The sequence below is a fragment of the Pseudomonas sp. WS 5532 genome (assembly GCF_012985445.1).
Lineage (GTDB): Bacteria > Pseudomonadota > Gammaproteobacteria > Pseudomonadales > Pseudomonadaceae > Aquipseudomonas > Aquipseudomonas edaphica.
Genome location: NZ_JAAQWK010000001.1, coordinates 552594 through 568544, shown reverse-complemented (window position 1 = coordinate 568544; position 15951 = coordinate 552594). Strand labels below are relative to the sequence as shown.

The following is a 15951-nucleotide window of genomic DNA, read 5'->3' as shown; positions in this document are numbered from 1 at the left end:
CTTCAGATATCAGTGTCAGCTTCTTCCACTTCTTCAACCGGCTCGCGGTTGGCGGCAGCTTTCACGTCTGGCGCTGGGGTCAGCAGCTTGTCGCGAATCTGCTTCTCAAGCGTGGCAGCGATATCCGGGTTGTCTGCCAGGAACTTGGCCGAGTTGGCCTTGCCCTGACCGATCTTGCTGCCGTTGTAGGCATACCAGGCACCGGACTTCTCGACGAAACCGTGCAGTACGCCCAGGTCAATCATCTCGCCGTTCAGGTAGATACCCTTGCCGTAGAGAATCTGGAACTCTGCCTGACGGAAAGGCGGAGCGACCTTGTTCTTCACGACTTTAACGCGAGTTTCGCTACCAACAACTTCGTCACCTTCCTTCACCGCGCCGGTACGGCGGATGTCCAGACGGACCGAAGCGTAGAACTTCAGCGCGTTACCACCGGTAGTGGTTTCCGGGCTGCCGAACATTACGCCGATCTTCATACGGATCTGGTTGATGAAGATCACCAGGCAGTTGGCGTTCTTGATGTTACCGGTAATTTTACGCAGCGCCTGGGACATCAGGCGGGCTTGCAGGCCCACGTGCATGTCGCCCATTTCGCCTTCGATTTCAGCTTTCGGTACCAGGGCAGCCACGGAGTCGACCACGATCACGTCGATGGCGTTGGAGCGCACCAGCATGTCGGTGATTTCCAGGGCTTGCTCACCGGTGTCCGGCTGGGAAACCAGCAGGTCGTCAACGTTGACGCCCAGCTTACCGGCGTATTCCGGGTCCAGGGCGTGCTCGGCGTCGACGAACGCACAGGTGGCGCCCATTTTTTGCGCCTGGGCAATCACCGACAGGGTCAGGGTGGTTTTACCGGAAGATTCAGGACCGTAGATTTCAACGATACGGCCTTTTGGCAGGCCGCCAATGCCGAGTGCGATGTCCAGACCCAGAGAGCCAGTGGAAATAGCCGGGATCGCCTGACGGTCGTGATCGCCCATACGCATTACGGCACCCTTGCCGAATTGACGTTCGATCTGACCCAGGGCCGCAGCCAAGGCTTTCTTCTTGTTGTCGTCCATTAAAGTCCTCACGTAATCAATAAGGCCTGACGGCCAACACCTGTATAAGTAGACAGTATTGTTCCACAAAGATCCGGGATCGCCTACCCCTGATTTTCGATTTCTGCTGCAGCTCGTCGCAACAAGCCCTCCAGCGCGGCCTTTACCGTTTGTCGACGGACCTCGTCGCGGTTGCCGGGGAAGTGCGCCAGCTCGGCCGTTACCTCATCGCCCACACCGAACGCCAGCCATACGGTGCCCACCGGTTTGTCCGGCGAACCGCCATCCGGCCCCGCCACACCGCTGACCGCCACGGCAAAGCGCGACAGGCTTTTTTCCTGCGCACCGCGCACCATCGCCTCCACCACTTCCTGGCTGACGGCGCCGACCTTGGGGAACAGCGCCTCAGGCACACCCAACTGGCGGGTCTTCTGCCGATTGGAGTAAGTGACATACCCGGCCTCGAACCACGCCGAACTGCCCGGAATACGCGTAATGGCTTCGGCGATACCGCCACCGGTGCAAGACTCGGCAGTGGTGACGTGGGCATTGAGCACCTGCAAACGGCGACCCAGTTCAGCGGCCAGTTGAGTGATTTCCTTCACGGTCGTCTCCAAGTATGGGCGGGGGTTTGCCTACCCTACAGGAGCCTATCGGCCATGCAAGTTGCAGAGTGCATCAAGACACTAACGCGCTTGGGAAACGCCTAACACGGCCTTGGCCCGCGCCCACAATTGCAGACGTTCCTCCAACCCGTTCAACCCACCGTTGATGCGCCTGGTAATGGTGGTGAACTGGTCTTTGTCAGCAAGTTCGTTCAAACCATTGCTCTGCCAGAACCATGCGGCGGACTCACACGCCCATTGAGGCTGCTCCAGCAGTTGCGGTTGCTGCAACAGGCGCTCGTCGCCGAATAACGCTTGGCTGCAGGCCAGGTAATTGCGCCGCCCCGTGATCTGGATAAGCCCCCTGCCCCGGTACTTCTGACCATCGCCGTCGGCATCGGGGGTGTTGCCCAAACGCGCGGCCAGGGTGCCGGTGTCGTATTTACTCAGGTATTGATCGCTGCCCAGTTCTCGCACATAGAGCAACTGGCCGGATTCGTGGCCGACTTGAGCAAGAAATGCGGCCATGCGCTCAGGTGTGATGATTTGGTGGTGTGACATGGCCGCGTTTAACGCAGAAATGAAAACGCCGGCTTTAAGCCGTGAGCGTGGTAAGACTTTAACTAACTGTTGCTCGGACAGGACCATGTTGCCCTCCTCGGCGCTTCGAAATGAAGATCGAGCTTTGAGTGCCGCACGAACTCAGGCGTATTTTTCATTCAGTGCATACAAGATCGCGCAGGTTTCGCAATCCAGCACGCCATCATGGTTTTCAGGCCGAAAGTGCAGTTGAAAAGCCCGTACCAGCGCACTGAAAAAACCATCAGAAGTGGGCGTTTCAATGCCATAGCCATAGCGGGAAAATGCCTGAACCACTTGCTCACGCTCAGGCATTTCGCCACTGAATTGCTGGAGGTATTTGTCTTTGACTGAATCCTCGTACCAGGCGCCGATACCTGCCTGCGCAAGGTCTTTCCAGGGAAGCTTGGGGCCCGGGTCTGATTTGCGACCGACCGCAATATCGGAATGGCCTACCACGTTTTTCGGCGACATGTCCGGGTAACGTTGCAGGATGTTCCTCGCCAATTGCTTGAGGGCTCTGATTTGCGAAGCCTGGTAGTCAGGGAACGTGAAAACGCCGTCGACATCCGTGGCCTGGTTAACAATCTCGATACCGATAGAGGTGTCGTTCAACCCTGAACGACCGGCCCACTGGCTGACACCTGCGTGCCACGCACGGTCCTCTTCCGCCACCAGACTGAAAATCTTCTGCCCCTTGAAGCCCGCCGCAATGTAGCTCGGATCGGTTGGATCCGGGATCAGATAATGCGCACTTGCAGCCCCGGTGGTCAGCGATTTGACCGAGCCAGAAAAGTCCAACGCGGTGTAGTGCAACACCAGGAAACGTACACGTTTGCCGTAAGGTTTAAGCGTGCGATAAGTGTTGTAGTCAATCGTAAACATAGAGCCTCCCTTTTTCCTATCCATCCTTTAGCTATTACGCAGCACACGCGCCTTGAATTAACCGCACGCGAATGCTGCCACCTGGCGCTCTCAGAGACGATGAAGTTCAATATAGTGTTCATGTGTATTCACCTATGGAGTCGAATGACTTGTCGCGGAAGATTCCACTTTCATGTTGCTCAAAGGCGATTGCTCGAGGCTCGGGGGCTTCACATGATTCAGCATCCCACATCGGGAACATTTGATCTGGAGCTCTGTAAACCCACCTGTGCAGGCGAAAAGTCTTTTGCAGTTACTGCATCTGAATTCTTTCAACATCTGCAAATTCCTTTTGCTGAATTACCCTTTCCGTGGGCAATAAAAAACCCGACACAATCGCCGGGTTTGTTAGCTGATTTTACTCTGTTGTCAGGATGCTCGCTCGCTACTGAATCAGCGGCGTCCACATCCGACATATCCTCTTCGAGAGGTGCATCGTCGTCAGGCGGCAGCGGGATCTTGTCCTCATCACGCCTTGGGTCATGCCCTGTCTCGTTATCAGTGCCGCGTGTGACTTCCTGCTGAGAAATATTGCCTGGCGCATTCTTATCGATGTCCATGCTGACTCTCCGTTTTTATGCTCGGGATATCCGCGCTTGAACATGGGAGGCTGGCAGGTCATGGTCAGTGCCAATCAATGGACGAACGGCTTAAGGCAAACGTCCCCGTTCAATGGCGAGGCCTGGAATTAACGATTGATAGGTCCGAAGGTGAGCCCTTTCAGGAACCAGCGCTGCTCTGGTGTAATCGAGTCGGCCTGTTTTGCATTTTCGATTTCGGTTGCACCGATCTGCGCGTAGTAGGCGCATGCGATGCCGTCGACCACCACAAATAGCTTCGCCTCTTCGAGACTTCTGAGCAGCATGCTGAACCTCCAGACACGAAAAGCCCCAGCGAATGCTGAGGCCCTGAATAGGTCCCTCATCAGCGTGACAAGTCAGAGGCTTTGAGGGCTTGGGGAAAATTAGGCAATAAAAAGCCCAGCGCGACGGCTGGGCTCTATTACGCAAGGAGATAGAAGATCATGGAGTCCAGTAAGCAATCTTGCCGCCTGCACCAACAGCTGTAAAATTGCCGTTGCCGTAGGCAACGCTCCGGATATCGGTTCCTGCGAAAGTGTTGGCTTGCTGAACCCAGCCGATCCCATCCTCGGAAACGGCTGTCTTGCCGCCGTCGCCAACAGCTACATACTTGCCATTACCGTAAGCAATGTCGCGGATGATGGTTCCACCGAAACTGGTATCTTCAACAGCAGTCCAGCTAAGCCCATCGGATGAATATGCCATCTTGCCATCCGCACCAACGATAAACATTTTCCCGTTGCAAAGCTTCATGGAAAGGATGGTGCTATAGCCGAAGGTGCTGGTTCTGGTCGTGAATGTTTGCGGATTATCCGTCGCCATCTTCACAGCGCTAAGCAGCTTCCCATTCGATCCCGCAATCAACACAAAACTGCCAATGACGTTGACGCAGTACACAGTCTCGCTAGAAGTGAAGGTCGTAGTGCGCTCCACCTGGCCTGACCAATCGCCATAACGGGAAAAGACTTTACCGTTAGACCCAACCAGTATCCAGGTGTAGTTCTCGCCGTAAATTGGCCAATAAAACACAATGCCTTGCAAGTCTCCGGACGCGCGAACAGTTGCCGTAAGGTCTGTCCAAGCCCTTTCAGGGTGGTCTGCGCTGCCGAAGATCAGATTGCCGGATTGAGAAAGGGCTTGAAGCGATGACCCAATACCGTTCCAGTACAGCTCGTTGAGGACCTTTCCGCTATCAGAGGTGAGGGCGCCCTTAAGCTTGGTCCACGCTGTACCAGTTGCGCCTCCGCTGACAACCTGAGTGGTTGTGGTAAGACCGTTGCCACCAACCGCATAAAACTTGCCTTGCGCAAAAACCACGCGCCTAAGCATGCCGGTGTTATCCACCGGTTGTACTTGAGTCCAAAGATCTTGCAAGGTTTGAGACGCTGAGTTTGCGTTTTCCATTTTAAACTCCGTTACTGAGCTGATTTAAGTTCAGGCCTCTATATTGGGCGTATGGCGCTCATGGGCGATTGCTCGAGGCGCGTGGCCTTCACATGGTTCAATGCCCCGCATCGGGAACATTTGATCTGGAGTTCTGTAACCTCGCCAATTCGAGCAAGGAGTTTTTTGCAGTTTCCGCATCGAAGCTCTTTCAACATAAGTTCCTCCAACATCAGTGAACTGCTGCTGCGAATGACTTACCTGTTCACGCCGACAACCCATTCGCCGTGATCGAACTGCGATACCCCGTCGCCGGATCGCCAACATGCACCACCTGTTTCATCGACCACTGGCCCTGCATATACGAAGGCCAGGTTTCATCCAGCAACAACACGCCTTCGGCAGCCAACAAAGGGTTGCCAGGGCAATCAATCAGCAGTTTCAAACCTTCGCGTCCCACACGTCGCAGTTCGCCTTCAGCCACGGCACGCGCCTCGGCTTGGTTCTGGCAGCGCTGGCGCAAGGTTTTGAATGGGGCCACCCCAACTTCGACTACCTGTTGTTTGCCACCTGCGGCATCCCACCAGGTCACGCGGCTGCCCATGTATTTGGAGCGGGACGTTTCGTCGAGTTTGGCGGTGATGAAGGCCTGATCGCCGGGGCGATTGTCCTGGGTCACGGACAGCTTCACCTGCGGCAATAATTGCCCGGACAGCGATTTAACCTGCCCCGCCTCGGCCAGCACATACAACTCGTTGATCGGTTTGGTGACCGCGCTGTAGCGTTTGGCAAGGCGGGTGATAAACGCCATGTCGCTTTCGTTGGACTGATCGATATGGGCAATCACAATGCCTTCCAGCGCAGGTGCAACACGCGGTGAAAAACCGTGACGACTGACCAGTTGGCGAAACAGTGCGCCCAGCGTGGTTGGTCCGTAACTGGCCGACCGTCGCTGGCGATAACCGCTGGCGTCGAGCATGCTGAAAGGCGCGGCAGTCGCCACGATCATCAAGCGCATGGGAAACAGCACGGGCGTGCGCTGCGTGATCACAAATTCGCCTTTTTCCACCAGCGCCGACTCCTGATAACCCACGCGCAAACCGATCTTGCCGCTCAGGCTGGGCAAACCTTCCAGCCCCTCGATATTGAGAGTCAACTCCAGCCGGTCAGACTCGATACCTGCGGCGTCGGTATGGCTCCAACGCATCAGGCGTTGATTGAGCAGCGCGGCATTGGCGCCATAAAACTCCACGATTGGCGTAAATCCCTGTGCCATGTTGCCTCCTTAATCCCACGCCAGAACAGGCCGCACAGCAGCCGGCCGCGCTTGCATTTCCGGCACGATGACCCACACACCAGCGGGCAGTACCGGCCCGTACTCGGCAAGCTCGGGGTTCAGACGCCAAAGGGTTTCTTCCGCCGCGTCATCGCAACGGCCCAATTCGCGGTAGAGCAACAGGTTGACCGAATCACCGGCAATACTTCGCACTCTACGCATTGACGAATTCCTCCAGTTCCATAGTCCAGGCCATGACCATGGCAGTGCCGTCATCGATCACGTTGCTCTGGGTTTCCATCACCGAATTGATCCGCCACAGGCCCCAGTTACGGCCGATGCCATCGACCAGCGGTAAGGGCGCACGCGCATTTTGCAGGGCGCGCAACTCGTCCAGGCGCTGCATGCCGATGGCATACATCGCTGTGCCGGTGAACGTGAGCTTCTCCAGCTTCTGCCCGCTTTGCCGCGACTGGGGTTTGCTGGCAATAATCGCCAGGTCACTCCAGCCGCCATCAGTGGTACGCACCAGCCCGGAATAAGCAAAGCCACGGGACAGGCCAAAAATAAAGTCGCCGAGGACCATTTGTTGTTGCATCAATCACCTCCTGGTGGATCGGCCAGCGCCGCGTTGCGCCGAATGCCAAGGGTGTCGGTGACCATCGGCATGCACTGAAATTGCAGGGCCTGGATCACCTGGTTGACGACTTGCTGGGCATCGGCGGGGTTCACGCCGGTAATCTGAATGCTCGGCGCGAGGGTGACTTGCACATTGTCGGTACGCGCGGCGTTGAGCTCTTTGCTCACTGCACCGGGTGCAGGCAGTCGGTCGGTTGAGCCGAACAATTTGTCACCCAGCCAGGTGCCCGCTTCACTGCCAAGCAAACCCCCAATGGCGCCGCCGACCGCGGTGCCGACACCGGGAAAAATCAGCGTGCCAATGGCCGCGCCGGCGGAGGCTCCTGCCCAGGCGCCACCTGCAGTGGTGAGGCCTGCACCGACGGCTTTGGCGTCGCCGTTGCGGATACCCTCGGCCACATCCATGGCAGTGTCGACATACCTCATCGGGCCGAGGCGGCGGGCGGCGGAGGACTCCAGCTTGCTCACCGCGCCTGACAGGCCGGAGGCCGGCAGCTTCGGCGCGTGAGGCAGCGCCTCAGTTGAGCGCTCATGGCTGAAGGTCTGTGTGTTTGGCAGAGCAGTCATACGCCCATCAGAAGGCAGGGGGACAAGCCCTCGCTCCAAGGCCTCCATCAGCCCCGGCCCTCTGCCAGCAGCCGGTTGACGGTAATCAGCGCCCTGCTTTCGACTATTTGCCTGGACCTCGCGCAGTTGCATCCCCTGAGTAGGGCCACCGGCGTGAAAACCATTCGACTGCGCAGGGAAAAAGGACTTGGCAAAGCGCTCGGACACACCGCGCAGCGTCGCCATCACGCCGCCGCTTTTTGTGGATGCAAGCCTGGTAGCAGCTGGCTTGGCCACGGAAGCCTGTTTCTTCTGCGAACCTTGCTTGTTCTGCGCGCGCTGCGTCTTCTTATTCTGCGATTTTGGCGGTTGGGTATTCTTCTTCCTGGCAGAAGAACTTCTACGGCTGACGCGGCGGCTACTGGGTGAGGCTTGAACAGCAGCAGCACAGCAGCAGGACTTATCCTTTTTAAAGCCATCACTCTTGAATAGCTTGCCGGCGACTCCAGGCAACTTGCCAAGCGTTACATCAACCAAGTTACCCGTTACCCGGGTTTTGATCGTCTCTCCCAAGCCCGAAAAAAAGCCAGTAATGACGGGTGAAATAACCGGCAAAACGACCACCTCAGCCATTTTTACAGCGGTGACAGCTGTGGGCGACTCACCCGCTATGGTGTTGGCGCGGTCCATCACATGGGTCTTGGCTTGCAGCCACCAGTCCTCCCCGAGCACCGGCGCGAGCTTCAGCGTGGTGGAGAGCCGCTCCTCACTCTTTGACGACTCCTCTCGCAATTGAGTGGTAGTTTTTTCCGCAACGGCGGGTGCAGCAAACGATTGCTGGAAGGCTGCGACCGGATCGAGGCTCTTTACATCGCGCAACGTCATGGCGTCACGGACCAAGCTCCGATCTTGCGATGCGCTCGACTTAACCTCGGTGGTCGTCTTCTGCTCACTACGCTGATCGATTTTAGACGGTTCAACGTCCACCGCCTTCAGCCGCGACAAGGCGTCTTCCAGCGCGTCCACGCTGTTGCGCACTAACCCCAGGGACAGCGAGAGGCCATTGAGTTGCAAGCCTGCATTGGTCAGCGCCAGACTCATCGAGGAAAACGACGGCGCTTCTGCGAGAGCACCAGAGACCAAAGGGCCTGGGCTGACAATCTCGCCCCCCTTTGCGTTGTCTGCGTTGCTAAAAATACCTTGGCCATCCTTGGCCATGGCATACGCGAGCGAATACTTGTTTTGCATCCCGCTTACTCCTGTTTAACGCCAAGGCGAGTGATCGCGATGTCGTAGCGGCGCAATGCTTTGCCGGCGTCCCAGTCGAGGATCTCTGCCTCATTGACCGAGTAAATCAGCGGCACCACATCGAGGATTACTTCGATGTCGCGCTGCGAAAGAAGTCCGCCGGTTGATTTAAAAAATCGTCGATGCGCTCCTGCAGTTCCGTCCAGTCGGGTACGGTCAGGCCAGCGAGATCGGGGATCATCAAACCGGTGCAATGAGCGGTGATGAACTCGGCGCGTTCTTTGTTGGTGGCGAGTTTTTTCATCACCTTGGTGGCGCGCAGGGCGGGCATTTCCAGGGGTAGTTCGGTCAGGCTGCGACCGGCCGCGTCAAGGGCCAGCAACAGCTGGACAGGCTGATCGTGGTTCGCTTCTTCAGGCTGATCCAGGAAGAACGACGTAGGGCGTGTCGACATGTCATGTACGTACTGAGCGATGCTCACGTAGTCCGGGCGCTTGAGCTGGTCGAGTTCTTTTTCCGACAGGCCGGTGGCGAGTTTCGCCAGTTCAAAAAACTGGTCGTCCTCGTCATCACCGGCCCGAGCCAGCGCGTCTTTTTGCGCGGCGTAAAACAACGGCTTGAGTTGAATCTGCTGGATCGCCGCGCCAGTGTCGGCGGTGATCGGGGACAGCAGAATGTGCAGCGGTGGCATCCAGGCCATGGGGCAATTCCTTGTTAAGCATTTTTGAGGTTAAACACAGTCAATGTGGGAGCCGGGCTTGCCCGCGATGCAGGCGACTCGGTATGTCTGGTGCACCGAGGTGATGCCATCGCAGGCAAGCCAGCTCCCACATTGTCCGTGCCCGCTTCGCCTTTAAGGCATCAGCACCGCGCGGCGTGCATCGCCGAGAATGTCGACGCCGTTGAGCACGAACTTCTGGGTGCGCACGTCGATGTCGATCACCGAAATGCCGTTTTCCAGACGGTTGTAGGTACGGCAGGACAGTTCCAAAGTGGTGGTGACCTTGTCGCCCATCTTCAGCTTCGCCTCCTCCAGGGATTTGAGTTTGCCGCCGACCGTGTGGTAGGTGAAGTAGGTTTTGCCATCCTGATCCTGACCGGCTTCTCGCACGTTCAGCAGAATGTCGTCACCCAAGCGCACGCCCAGGGCCAGCATGATTTCCGGCCCGGCACCTTGCAGAACCAACTTGGCATTGAGCACCTTGCCGCTCTTGGCCATTTCTTCGGCGATGAAGCGCCCACCGGACATGGATTCCATGTCGAACTCGATCTTCGGCGGGGTGAACTCCTCTACTGTCGCGGACAACGGCAGGCCTTGAAGGGTGGCCGCAATGGCCTGTCTTACACGGTTGGTAAACATTAGAGAACGTCCTCCAGGAACTGCTCGATGATTTCATCGCGGGCATTGAGTTGATAAATCATGTGTTCGTTCGGCGCGTAGCGGCCGTAGTCGATGACGATGAACCAGGTGCCGTTCTTGTACTTCTCGACACTGTTCAGCTCCGGGTGCAGGTACACGCTGCCGCCGGGGATGGTTTCATCGGCCACCAGGGTTTGCAGCCAGTCGTTGATGCGCTTGACCTCCTGGTCCATAAACGACTTGGTGAGGTTCTTGGCCATGGCTTTCTGGCCGGCCTTGACCAGCTTGCGGCTGATGGCATCTTCCAGGCCGACATAGCTGATGAACTTGCCGGTGATGGAGCGGTTACCCAGCAGCGAAAAGCCGCCAAGGACAGTGCGCGCGTAGTAGCTCACGCCGTAACGGTTGAGCAGGTCGCCTTCGGTGGAAGTGTCGAGGATGTTGTACTCGACCACACGGGAAACGTCCTCGGCGAAGGTCACCTGGTTACCTGGGCTTTCCCATTGCTTGACCTTGGCCAGTGCGGCGATGGCCAGCGAGGATGGCGACAGGAACACGTTTTTCTTCGCCGCCTTGGAATACACCGACGGCATATTGTGCACCAGCAGGCAGCGGTCGAAGCCGAGATCGGCACCGCCCAGCTCGCCGCTGTAGGTCACTTGGTCAGCGACGGACGCGTCCTTGCCGTCCAGCACCACACGGGCCTTGATGCGCTTGCCAAAGGCAGCGAACTCACCGGCCACGGCCTTGGTGCCGGTGAAGCCTGGGGCGCCGATGATGGTCAGGTCTTCCGGGACGCTGCTCAGAGCCGCCAGGCCCAGCTTGCGGCCGGTGGCTGGCTCGTTGCCGCCGATCACGTTATTGACGGTGTCGGCCGGGGTTGCGCCCTCCTCCACGATCACCACATAAACCGGCACTTTCACCACTTTGAGGATCTGGTACACCGCCTGAAACAGCGTGCCCGACTCGGCGCCGGTCGGGTCCAGCAGCGCCTGGGTGGTGAAGCTGTTGATGCGAAACGGCGCGTTTTTCGGGATCGACGCGTGGGCATTCGGCGCGGTGCCGACCAGGCCGATAACGTTGTCGCCCAGGCCACCCATGGCCTCGGGGGATTCGGTGGCATTCACGGTGATGCCGTTGTGCTCGAAGTTCAAAACCTCAGCCATGATTAGTCAGCCTTCTTGGGGGTGGAGTTAAGGACGCTGGTCAGTTCCAGGCGGCCGGCGGTGCGCAGGGCGGATGCTTCGACGTCCAGCAGTTCAAGCTCCTCGCCGGCGGTGGACCAGTGGCCACCTCCGGTGGGGAATGGGATGAGGACGGTGTAGGTTTGGCGGTTGGCCATAGGTGGATCTCCGGGCATAAAAAAAACCGCAGGGCGGTTTTAGTGGGTTATCAAGATGTGAGCGCCAAAAAAGAAACGCCTCGTCATAGCGAGACATCTATTGAGGCAACGTTGAGAGCCAAGTCGGGGCCGGGGGCCGGTGTTCGCTCAACGGAAACCCACCAGCCTCAGGCCAGTTGCGCAATGTGCGGCGGTAGGTCTGTAGCTCCACGTACTGCTCGGAAGTGAGTGTGGTTCCCAGTGCCTCCTCCTGCTCATCACGGTGGCGTGCCACCACGCTGTCCGTTGCCGAAAGCCTAGAGTCACGCCACGCGCGCTCAACTGTTGCAAGCTGTTCAGGGGAAGGCGCTGGCATTTCTGTCAGGAAGGGATAACCATCGTCCCCCCAACTAATCAACTTACCTTTTCCTTGTCCCTCCAGTAGTACCATGTGCTCATCAGCGGTAATTTCAACCGCGTCATCCGGTATACATTGTTGAAAAGAAGGGTCGTAAAAACCGCACGTAGACTTTGCAGCAAACATAAAAATCCCCCCTTAGTAACCGATAACGCGATAACCGCCTGCTTGTGTAGATGCGGTGTTCGATTGATTCCAGAAACGAACTTGAGTTTCTGACACATTGTTAACGTTTACACCTGGTACTCCTGCCCCGGAGCCGCCAGATGCCAAGGCATAGCCAATCGCCCCCGCACTAAACGCAGTTGGAAATGAAACTAAAGCCGAACCACCAGCTGGAATCGCGGGAATGACACCCCACTGCTCTATCAACCCAGATGGATCACATTTCCATCCATTGGCTGCACGATTACTTGCAAACTCAGCACTTAACTTCAGCGCGGCCGTGCCCGACAAGAAGTAACTACTCCCCTGCAACACAAGATCAACAAAAGATCCGGGAGGAACAATTATTCCCGATTGGGGCCTCGTTGCTATAGTCGCGAAAGTATCATTACCAGAAGGCACCAATGTCGCATTAACCGAGCCAACATTCCTGACGGAAATAACACTTCCTGTAGGCCCAGAGTTTGACGGCGGTAACGTAACAGTAAATTCAACACCTGAGTTCAACAACAATACCCGCCCAAAGTACTGCGATGTTAGTTTTGCATTAACTGAAAGCACTGACACGTTGCTGTAGTTACCGAGGGCTCGTTGCACAAACTGAGTAGACGCGGGTCGCTGGCTGTTATCAAACTGCGAGACCAGCACACTGGTGAACATATTGCCACCACTGACATACCATGCACCCGCACCCGCGTTGTTACCCAGCAATGTTAGCTCTAGAATATCCCCGTAGAGCATAGATATGCTCTTTACACTTACGGACTGCCCCGGATCTGCACCGTATATAAGGTCAGTCCCAACCCGAGTAATGGCAGCAGACACGGTGTTGTAACAGATTATCGTGACAGTCGCCCCATTGGGCAGGTCCGCCGAATAGGGAAGATTAATAGTGTTCGCTGCGTCACCAAACAACATGGAGACCTGACCTACCGCAGATGCAAGAATCGATCCGTTACCGTTAAAAGCAGTACCTCCCGAATAGTACTTGCCTTGGCGCCGCACCCATTCAGTTGTCGCCAGCAAGGAGGAGTTATCGAACCGTGGCGCTGACTCCGCCGTTGCCAAGCCTTTAAATGCTGGTGAGTTGAGCGGCGCGAACCCTTGTGTCACATTCTGAAACGCCAAAGGCGTCGTTCCCAGAACAATTGTTCCATCTGTCACTAACTGCCAGATCGTGTCAGCAAGCGTTAGTCCCTGTTCGACAGACACCGTCAACGATGATGTCACCTTAGCATTGGCGTCAGCATCTTTAGTGCGAACCCATGCGGTGTTAGTCACTACATAAAGCCCGTTATCTTTAGGGGTTGTCTGGTTCTTAACCAGAACCCGGTCACCCGCAACAACCGCCACCCCATCAATAATTTGCGCTGAGCTCAGTGCGATATTTGCCGTAGTAGCCACACGCGCCGACTGTTTAGCATCAAGTTTCGCCAACTCATCAGCCACATAACCGATCACCCAAGCCCGCGTCGCCTTGACCACCGTGTCATCAATCAACAACGTCACCAGCGATGCATTACTCGTCTCGAAAATCGACCGAATATAAAACTCTTTCCCCGAACCAGAAGTTGCCAGAACCGGCTTGAAAGACTCCGGGTACTTAACGATTGCGTAAAGCACCCCGGTGTCCGTCCAAAGCCCGGCCTCACGCACATACCAACCACCGACCTCAGGCGGAATCGTTACCTCGGCCAGCAACCAGCTTGGATTCTTCTCATCCTGAAACAGCGCATTCAGCGGCCCGCGCCACACTTCACGTTTCAGCGCTTTTGCAGTGGCGTCGGGGTTGTAGACAGAGCCATTGCCATCGCCCACCGAAATTTGCGCGAGTTTGATCGGCACGCCCGCAGCCTTGCAGGCAGTTTCATAAGCAATCCCTGCGTTGGTCAGCAAGGTATAAAAGTCGGCCATTTAGGACCCCTGTGGATAGATAGTGACGGTTTCGACGCTGTAGAAGCCGGCTGCCAAAAAGGCCATGCCGGACGCTTCAAGCCCCTCGATAACAATCGGATAGATAGTGGTCAGCTCACCGCAGACAGTCGCAGCGCCGACTGAATGGCTACCAAACGCGCTCAACCCGACCGTGACGGTGAAAATGTCACGCTCGCTTTTGGCCTCTGCTAGACGCAGATCCAGCCTCGCGTCGATTTCTTCGCTGTACGGCAGTTCGGAGTAAGCCCTGATGGAAAAACTGAAAGGATTACCTCGCGGCGACTGCTCATACCAGGCCCTTACCTCAGGGATCAGTTGCAGGCCTTTGGCAGCATTTTCGAGTGCTGTACGGGTACCGGCCTGTCGAGCGGTTGGCCAGGCGAGTTTTACCGTCGCACGCTTTTCAGCCCCGGCGGCAGTAGAACTCCATTCGTTCACGCCACGATCCGCTGCGAGATAAGGTAAAAAATCCGTAGGCGTTTGCGAGGGGTCCATCAACGCGGGGAACGGTGGGGTTACTCGCTCGAGTAACTGACCGAAGCCTTGGTCCAACGCTTTTTCCAAGGGCGAACTGTTGGCGGGGAGCAGGCTCGGTATGCGCTCACTCATAGCGTGCGTACCTGTACTTCAACCCCGGTGCAATAAGGCGCCTGAAAGGCCGTCGCAATAATCGGTGCCAAGGGTTCAAGGATCTGTAACTGCGCCGCCCCGGCGCTGTGAATCGCATAGTCAATCCAACTCGGATCCACCCGCCCCTCCAGCCGATGACAAGACTCTGCATAGTCCTGTAGCAGTTTCTGCGCGGCAACTTGCGTGAGCCCCGAATCCGGGCCGGCATTGATCTTCGCAACCACACGGATTTTATAAGGCAGGATCTGCGCACCTTGCACGCTAACCAGATCGGTCTCCGGACGCACATCCGGCCGTGCGAAATGGCGACGAACCCCGTCAAGCAAATCGGCGGACGGCGTGCCGTCGCTCTCACGAGCAAGCACAGTCACCATCACTTCACCGGGCGCTGTTCGACGAGCGTTACCGTCCTTGACCTGCGCGGCATAACCGTCGGGATCAAAGGTGTAGCTGACCGTCACCACGCCCGGCGTCGCGCTTTGCACCTTCACCGACGGCCGTTCACCCAGGGTAAAAACCTCTCGCCGATACTGCATCCGCGAGCCGGCTGCCGGGGCATGGGGTGCCAGGTAATAACGCAAGCGAGCGTCGTCGTCACTCTCCAACGTCGGCGGCACCGGCGGAAACGCCGCCGGGTCGCCTGGATCGAGCACTTGGCGTTCCAGGCCCATGTCCGCCAGGCGCGCATCCAGGTTGCTGCCGGTGGCCCACCACGCCAGCATCTGCTTGATACGGGCATTGTATTTGCGTTCGTGGGTTTGCAGCCTTACACAGAAGGCTTCCAGGGCCAGGGTCAGCAACTCGCTTTCGTTGTCGAGGCTGACCTTGAGTTTGGCCGCGCTTTGCGGTGCGCGGGTGGCGACGTAGTCCACAACAAACGCCTTGAATTCGGCCAACAACGGCTCGAACTCATCCACCGCAATGATGGCCGGTTCTGCCAGTTGGTTCTGGCCGGGGATCAGCATGCTCATGTCACGACCTCGAAGGTTTGTTGGCGGTTTTTCCAGGTGCCGGCGAAGCGCAACAGCAGGCCGGCGCCTTGGCGGGTGGCGACGATGACCTGGGGTTGAAAATCGCCGATGCCGTTGTGGCTGTTGTAGAACGCCTGCGCGGCGTGGCTTTGGGCGAGTATCAGCAGGTCGTCGCCGAGGTTCTGGCCGAGCAGTTGCGGGATCAGCGAGCCATATAGCGGGCGTTTCTGCCGAGTGCCCACGGGGGTGGTCAGCGCTCGGGTGGCGCGCTGCACGAACTGCAGCCAGTCATCGACGGCTGCCCCGGTGTTTCGATCGATGCCGAGCATG

21 protein-coding genes and 1 pseudogene are annotated in these 15951 nt (G+C 57.2%); all 22 read right to left on the bottom strand.

Going from position 1 to position 15951, the window contains the following annotated elements; all coding sequences use genetic code 11:
• Positions 1-2: 2 nt before the first annotated feature.
• The 22 genes and pseudogenes from recA to HBO23_RS02575 all read right to left on the bottom strand — a co-directional run bounded on the left by recA (position 3) and on the right by HBO23_RS02575 (position 15950).
• Positions 3-1061: a recombinase RecA gene (gene recA, locus HBO23_RS02680; RefSeq protein ID WP_048720087.1), complete on the bottom strand. Its 1059-nt coding sequence runs from the start codon at positions 1059-1061 to the stop codon at positions 3-5.
• 83 nt (positions 1062-1144) lie between these two features.
• Entirely contained in the window at positions 1145-1645 is a 501-nt protein-coding gene (locus HBO23_RS02675) for a CinA family protein (RefSeq protein ID WP_099548533.1), read from the bottom strand.
• Positions 1646-1726: 81 nt separating this feature from the next.
• The gene (locus HBO23_RS02670) at positions 1727-2293 is read right to left on the bottom strand and encodes a glycoside hydrolase family 19 protein (RefSeq protein ID WP_170036419.1); all 567 of its coding nucleotides are present in this window, start codon (positions 2291-2293) and stop codon (positions 1727-1729) included.
• A gap of 54 nt (positions 2294-2347) precedes the next feature.
• The gene (locus HBO23_RS02665; RefSeq protein WP_170036530.1) at positions 2348-3109 is read right to left on the bottom strand and encodes an N-acetylmuramoyl-L-alanine amidase; all 762 of its coding nucleotides are present in this window, start codon (positions 3107-3109) and stop codon (positions 2348-2350) included.
• A gap of 132 nt (positions 3110-3241) precedes the next feature.
• Positions 3242-3433, bottom strand: a complete 192-nt coding sequence (locus HBO23_RS02660) for a Com family DNA-binding transcriptional regulator (RefSeq protein WP_170036416.1) — start codon at positions 3431-3433, stop codon at positions 3242-3244.
• Between the two features lie 80 nt (positions 3434-3513).
• Positions 3514-3708, bottom strand: a pseudogene (locus HBO23_RS02655) (hypothetical protein); the annotation flags it as partial.
• A 128-nt stretch (positions 3709-3836) separates the two neighbouring features.
• Positions 3837-4013 carry a hypothetical protein gene (locus tag HBO23_RS02650; protein ID WP_170036415.1) on the bottom strand — a complete coding sequence of 59 codons (177 nt, stop codon included), beginning with the start codon at positions 4011-4013 and terminating at the stop codon, positions 3837-3839.
• Positions 4014-4170: 157 nt separating this feature from the next.
• On the bottom strand, positions 4171-5133 hold the full coding sequence (locus HBO23_RS02645; protein ID WP_170036413.1) for a hypothetical protein: 963 nt from the start codon (positions 5131-5133) through the stop codon (positions 4171-4173).
• A 38-nt stretch (positions 5134-5171) separates the two neighbouring features.
• Complete coding sequence (locus HBO23_RS02640; protein ID WP_138451102.1) at positions 5172-5330, bottom strand: Com family DNA-binding transcriptional regulator; 159 nt, start codon at positions 5328-5330, stop codon at positions 5172-5174.
• Between the two features lie 47 nt (positions 5331-5377).
• On the bottom strand, positions 5378-6388 hold the full coding sequence (locus tag HBO23_RS02635; RefSeq protein ID WP_170036411.1) for a contractile injection system protein, VgrG/Pvc8 family: 1011 nt from the start codon (positions 6386-6388) through the stop codon (positions 5378-5380).
• A 9-nt stretch (positions 6389-6397) separates the two neighbouring features.
• Positions 6398-6610 carry a tail protein X gene (locus HBO23_RS02630; protein ID WP_017137071.1) on the bottom strand — a complete coding sequence of 71 codons (213 nt, stop codon included), beginning with the start codon at positions 6608-6610 and terminating at the stop codon, positions 6398-6400.
• The gene (locus tag HBO23_RS02625; RefSeq protein ID WP_017137070.1) at positions 6603-6986 is read right to left on the bottom strand and encodes a phage tail protein; all 384 of its coding nucleotides are present in this window, start codon (positions 6984-6986) and stop codon (positions 6603-6605) included. Before HBO23_RS02625 ends, HBO23_RS02630 begins: the two co-directional genes overlap by 8 nt.
• The gene (locus tag HBO23_RS02620; protein ID WP_170036409.1) at positions 6986-8821 is read right to left on the bottom strand and encodes a phage tail tape measure protein; all 1836 of its coding nucleotides are present in this window, start codon (positions 8819-8821) and stop codon (positions 6986-6988) included. The genes HBO23_RS02625 and HBO23_RS02620 overlap by 1 nt, the downstream gene beginning before the upstream one ends.
• 127 nt (positions 8822-8948) lie before the next feature.
• The gene (locus tag HBO23_RS02615; protein WP_170036407.1) at positions 8949-9521 is read right to left on the bottom strand and encodes a phage tail assembly protein; all 573 of its coding nucleotides are present in this window, start codon (positions 9519-9521) and stop codon (positions 8949-8951) included.
• A gap of 153 nt (positions 9522-9674) precedes the next feature.
• Positions 9675-10181 carry a phage major tail tube protein gene (locus HBO23_RS02610; protein WP_099548528.1) on the bottom strand — a complete coding sequence of 169 codons (507 nt, stop codon included), beginning with the start codon at positions 10179-10181 and terminating at the stop codon, positions 9675-9677.
• Complete coding sequence (locus HBO23_RS02605; protein WP_170036405.1) at positions 10181-11347, bottom strand: phage tail protein; 1167 nt, start codon at positions 11345-11347, stop codon at positions 10181-10183. Before HBO23_RS02605 ends, HBO23_RS02610 begins: the two co-directional genes overlap by 1 nt.
• Before the next feature lie 2 nt (positions 11348-11349).
• Entirely contained in the window at positions 11350-11541 is a 192-nt protein-coding gene (locus HBO23_RS02600) for a hypothetical protein (protein ID WP_146233153.1), read from the bottom strand.
• 79 nt (positions 11542-11620) lie between these two features.
• Positions 11621-11878, bottom strand: coding sequence for a phage tail assembly chaperone (locus tag HBO23_RS34085; RefSeq protein WP_346274606.1), 258 nt, complete (start codon positions 11876-11878; stop codon positions 11621-11623).
• A gap of 180 nt (positions 11879-12058) precedes the next feature.
• On the bottom strand, positions 12059-13999 hold the full coding sequence (locus HBO23_RS33755; RefSeq protein WP_225933035.1) for a phage tail protein: 1941 nt from the start codon (positions 13997-13999) through the stop codon (positions 12059-12061).
• Positions 14000-14629 carry a phage tail protein I gene (locus HBO23_RS02585; protein ID WP_169985340.1) on the bottom strand — a complete coding sequence of 210 codons (630 nt, stop codon included), beginning with the start codon at positions 14627-14629 and terminating at the stop codon, positions 14000-14002.
• A complete protein-coding gene (locus tag HBO23_RS02580; RefSeq protein WP_170036401.1) occupies positions 14626-15621 on the bottom strand; it encodes a baseplate J/gp47 family protein in 996 nt (331 codons plus the stop codon). Before HBO23_RS02580 ends, HBO23_RS02585 begins: the two co-directional genes overlap by 4 nt.
• Positions 15618-15950, bottom strand: coding sequence for a hypothetical protein (locus tag HBO23_RS02575; protein ID WP_053254663.1), 333 nt, complete (start codon positions 15948-15950; stop codon positions 15618-15620). The genes HBO23_RS02580 and HBO23_RS02575 overlap by 4 nt, the downstream gene beginning before the upstream one ends.
• Position 15951: the final 1 nt, after the last annotated feature.

What these genes read in the sequence shown, in the direction of transcription:
- HBO23_RS02580 (WP_170036401.1), bottom strand. Translation starts at nt 15,621, where the DNA reads ATGAGCATGCTGATCCCCGGCCAGAACCAACTGGCAGAACCGGCCATC.
- HBO23_RS02630 (WP_017137071.1), bottom strand. Translation starts at nt 6,610, where the DNA reads ATGCGTAGAGTGCGAAGTATTGCCGGTGATTCGGTCAACCTGTTGCTC.
- HBO23_RS02600 (WP_146233153.1), bottom strand. Translation starts at nt 11,541, where the DNA reads ATGCCCGGAGATCCACCTATGGCCAACCGCCAAACCTACACCGTCCTC.
- HBO23_RS02625 (WP_017137070.1), bottom strand. Translation starts at nt 6,986, where the DNA reads ATGCAACAACAAATGGTCCTCGGCGACTTTATTTTTGGCCTGTCCCGT.
- HBO23_RS02620 (WP_170036409.1), bottom strand. Translation starts at nt 8,821, where the DNA reads ATGCAAAACAAGTATTCGCTCGCGTATGCCATGGCCAAGGATGGCCAA.
- HBO23_RS34085 (WP_346274606.1), bottom strand. Translation starts at nt 11,878, where the DNA reads ATGCCAGCGCCTTCCCCTGAACAGCTTGCAACAGTTGAGCGCGCGTGG.
- HBO23_RS02615 (WP_170036407.1), bottom strand. Translation starts at nt 9,521, where the DNA reads ATGGCCTGGATGCCACCGCTGCACATTCTGCTGTCCCCGATCACCGCC.
- recA (WP_048720087.1), bottom strand. Translation starts at nt 1,061, where the DNA reads ATGGACGACAACAAGAAGAAAGCCTTGGCTGCGGCCCTGGGTCAGATC.
- HBO23_RS02665 (WP_170036530.1), bottom strand. Translation starts at nt 3,109, where the DNA reads ATGTTTACGATTGACTACAACACTTATCGCACGCTTAAACCTTACGGC.
- HBO23_RS02610 (WP_099548528.1), bottom strand. Translation starts at nt 10,181, where the DNA reads ATGTTTACCAACCGTGTAAGACAGGCCATTGCGGCCACCCTTCAAGGC.
- HBO23_RS02670 (WP_170036419.1), bottom strand. Translation starts at nt 2,293, where the DNA reads ATGGTCCTGTCCGAGCAACAGTTAGTTAAAGTCTTACCACGCTCACGG.
- HBO23_RS02640 (WP_138451102.1), bottom strand. Translation starts at nt 5,330, where the DNA reads ATGTTGAAAGAGCTTCGATGCGGAAACTGCAAAAAACTCCTTGCTCGA.
- HBO23_RS02605 (WP_170036405.1), bottom strand. Translation starts at nt 11,347, where the DNA reads ATGGCTGAGGTTTTGAACTTCGAGCACAACGGCATCACCGTGAATGCC.
- HBO23_RS02585 (WP_169985340.1), bottom strand. Translation starts at nt 14,629, where the DNA reads ATGAGTGAGCGCATACCGAGCCTGCTCCCCGCCAACAGTTCGCCCTTG.
- HBO23_RS02645 (WP_170036413.1), bottom strand. Translation starts at nt 5,133, where the DNA reads ATGGAAAACGCAAACTCAGCGTCTCAAACCTTGCAAGATCTTTGGACT.
- HBO23_RS02650 (WP_170036415.1), bottom strand. Translation starts at nt 4,013, where the DNA reads ATGCTGCTCAGAAGTCTCGAAGAGGCGAAGCTATTTGTGGTGGTCGAC.
- HBO23_RS02635 (WP_170036411.1), bottom strand. Translation starts at nt 6,388, where the DNA reads ATGGCACAGGGATTTACGCCAATCGTGGAGTTTTATGGCGCCAATGCC.
- HBO23_RS02575 (WP_053254663.1), bottom strand. Translation starts at nt 15,950, where the DNA reads ATGCTCGGCATCGATCGAAACACCGGGGCAGCCGTCGATGACTGGCTG.
- HBO23_RS33755 (WP_225933035.1), bottom strand. Translation starts at nt 13,999, where the DNA reads ATGGCCGACTTTTATACCTTGCTGACCAACGCAGGGATTGCTTATGAA.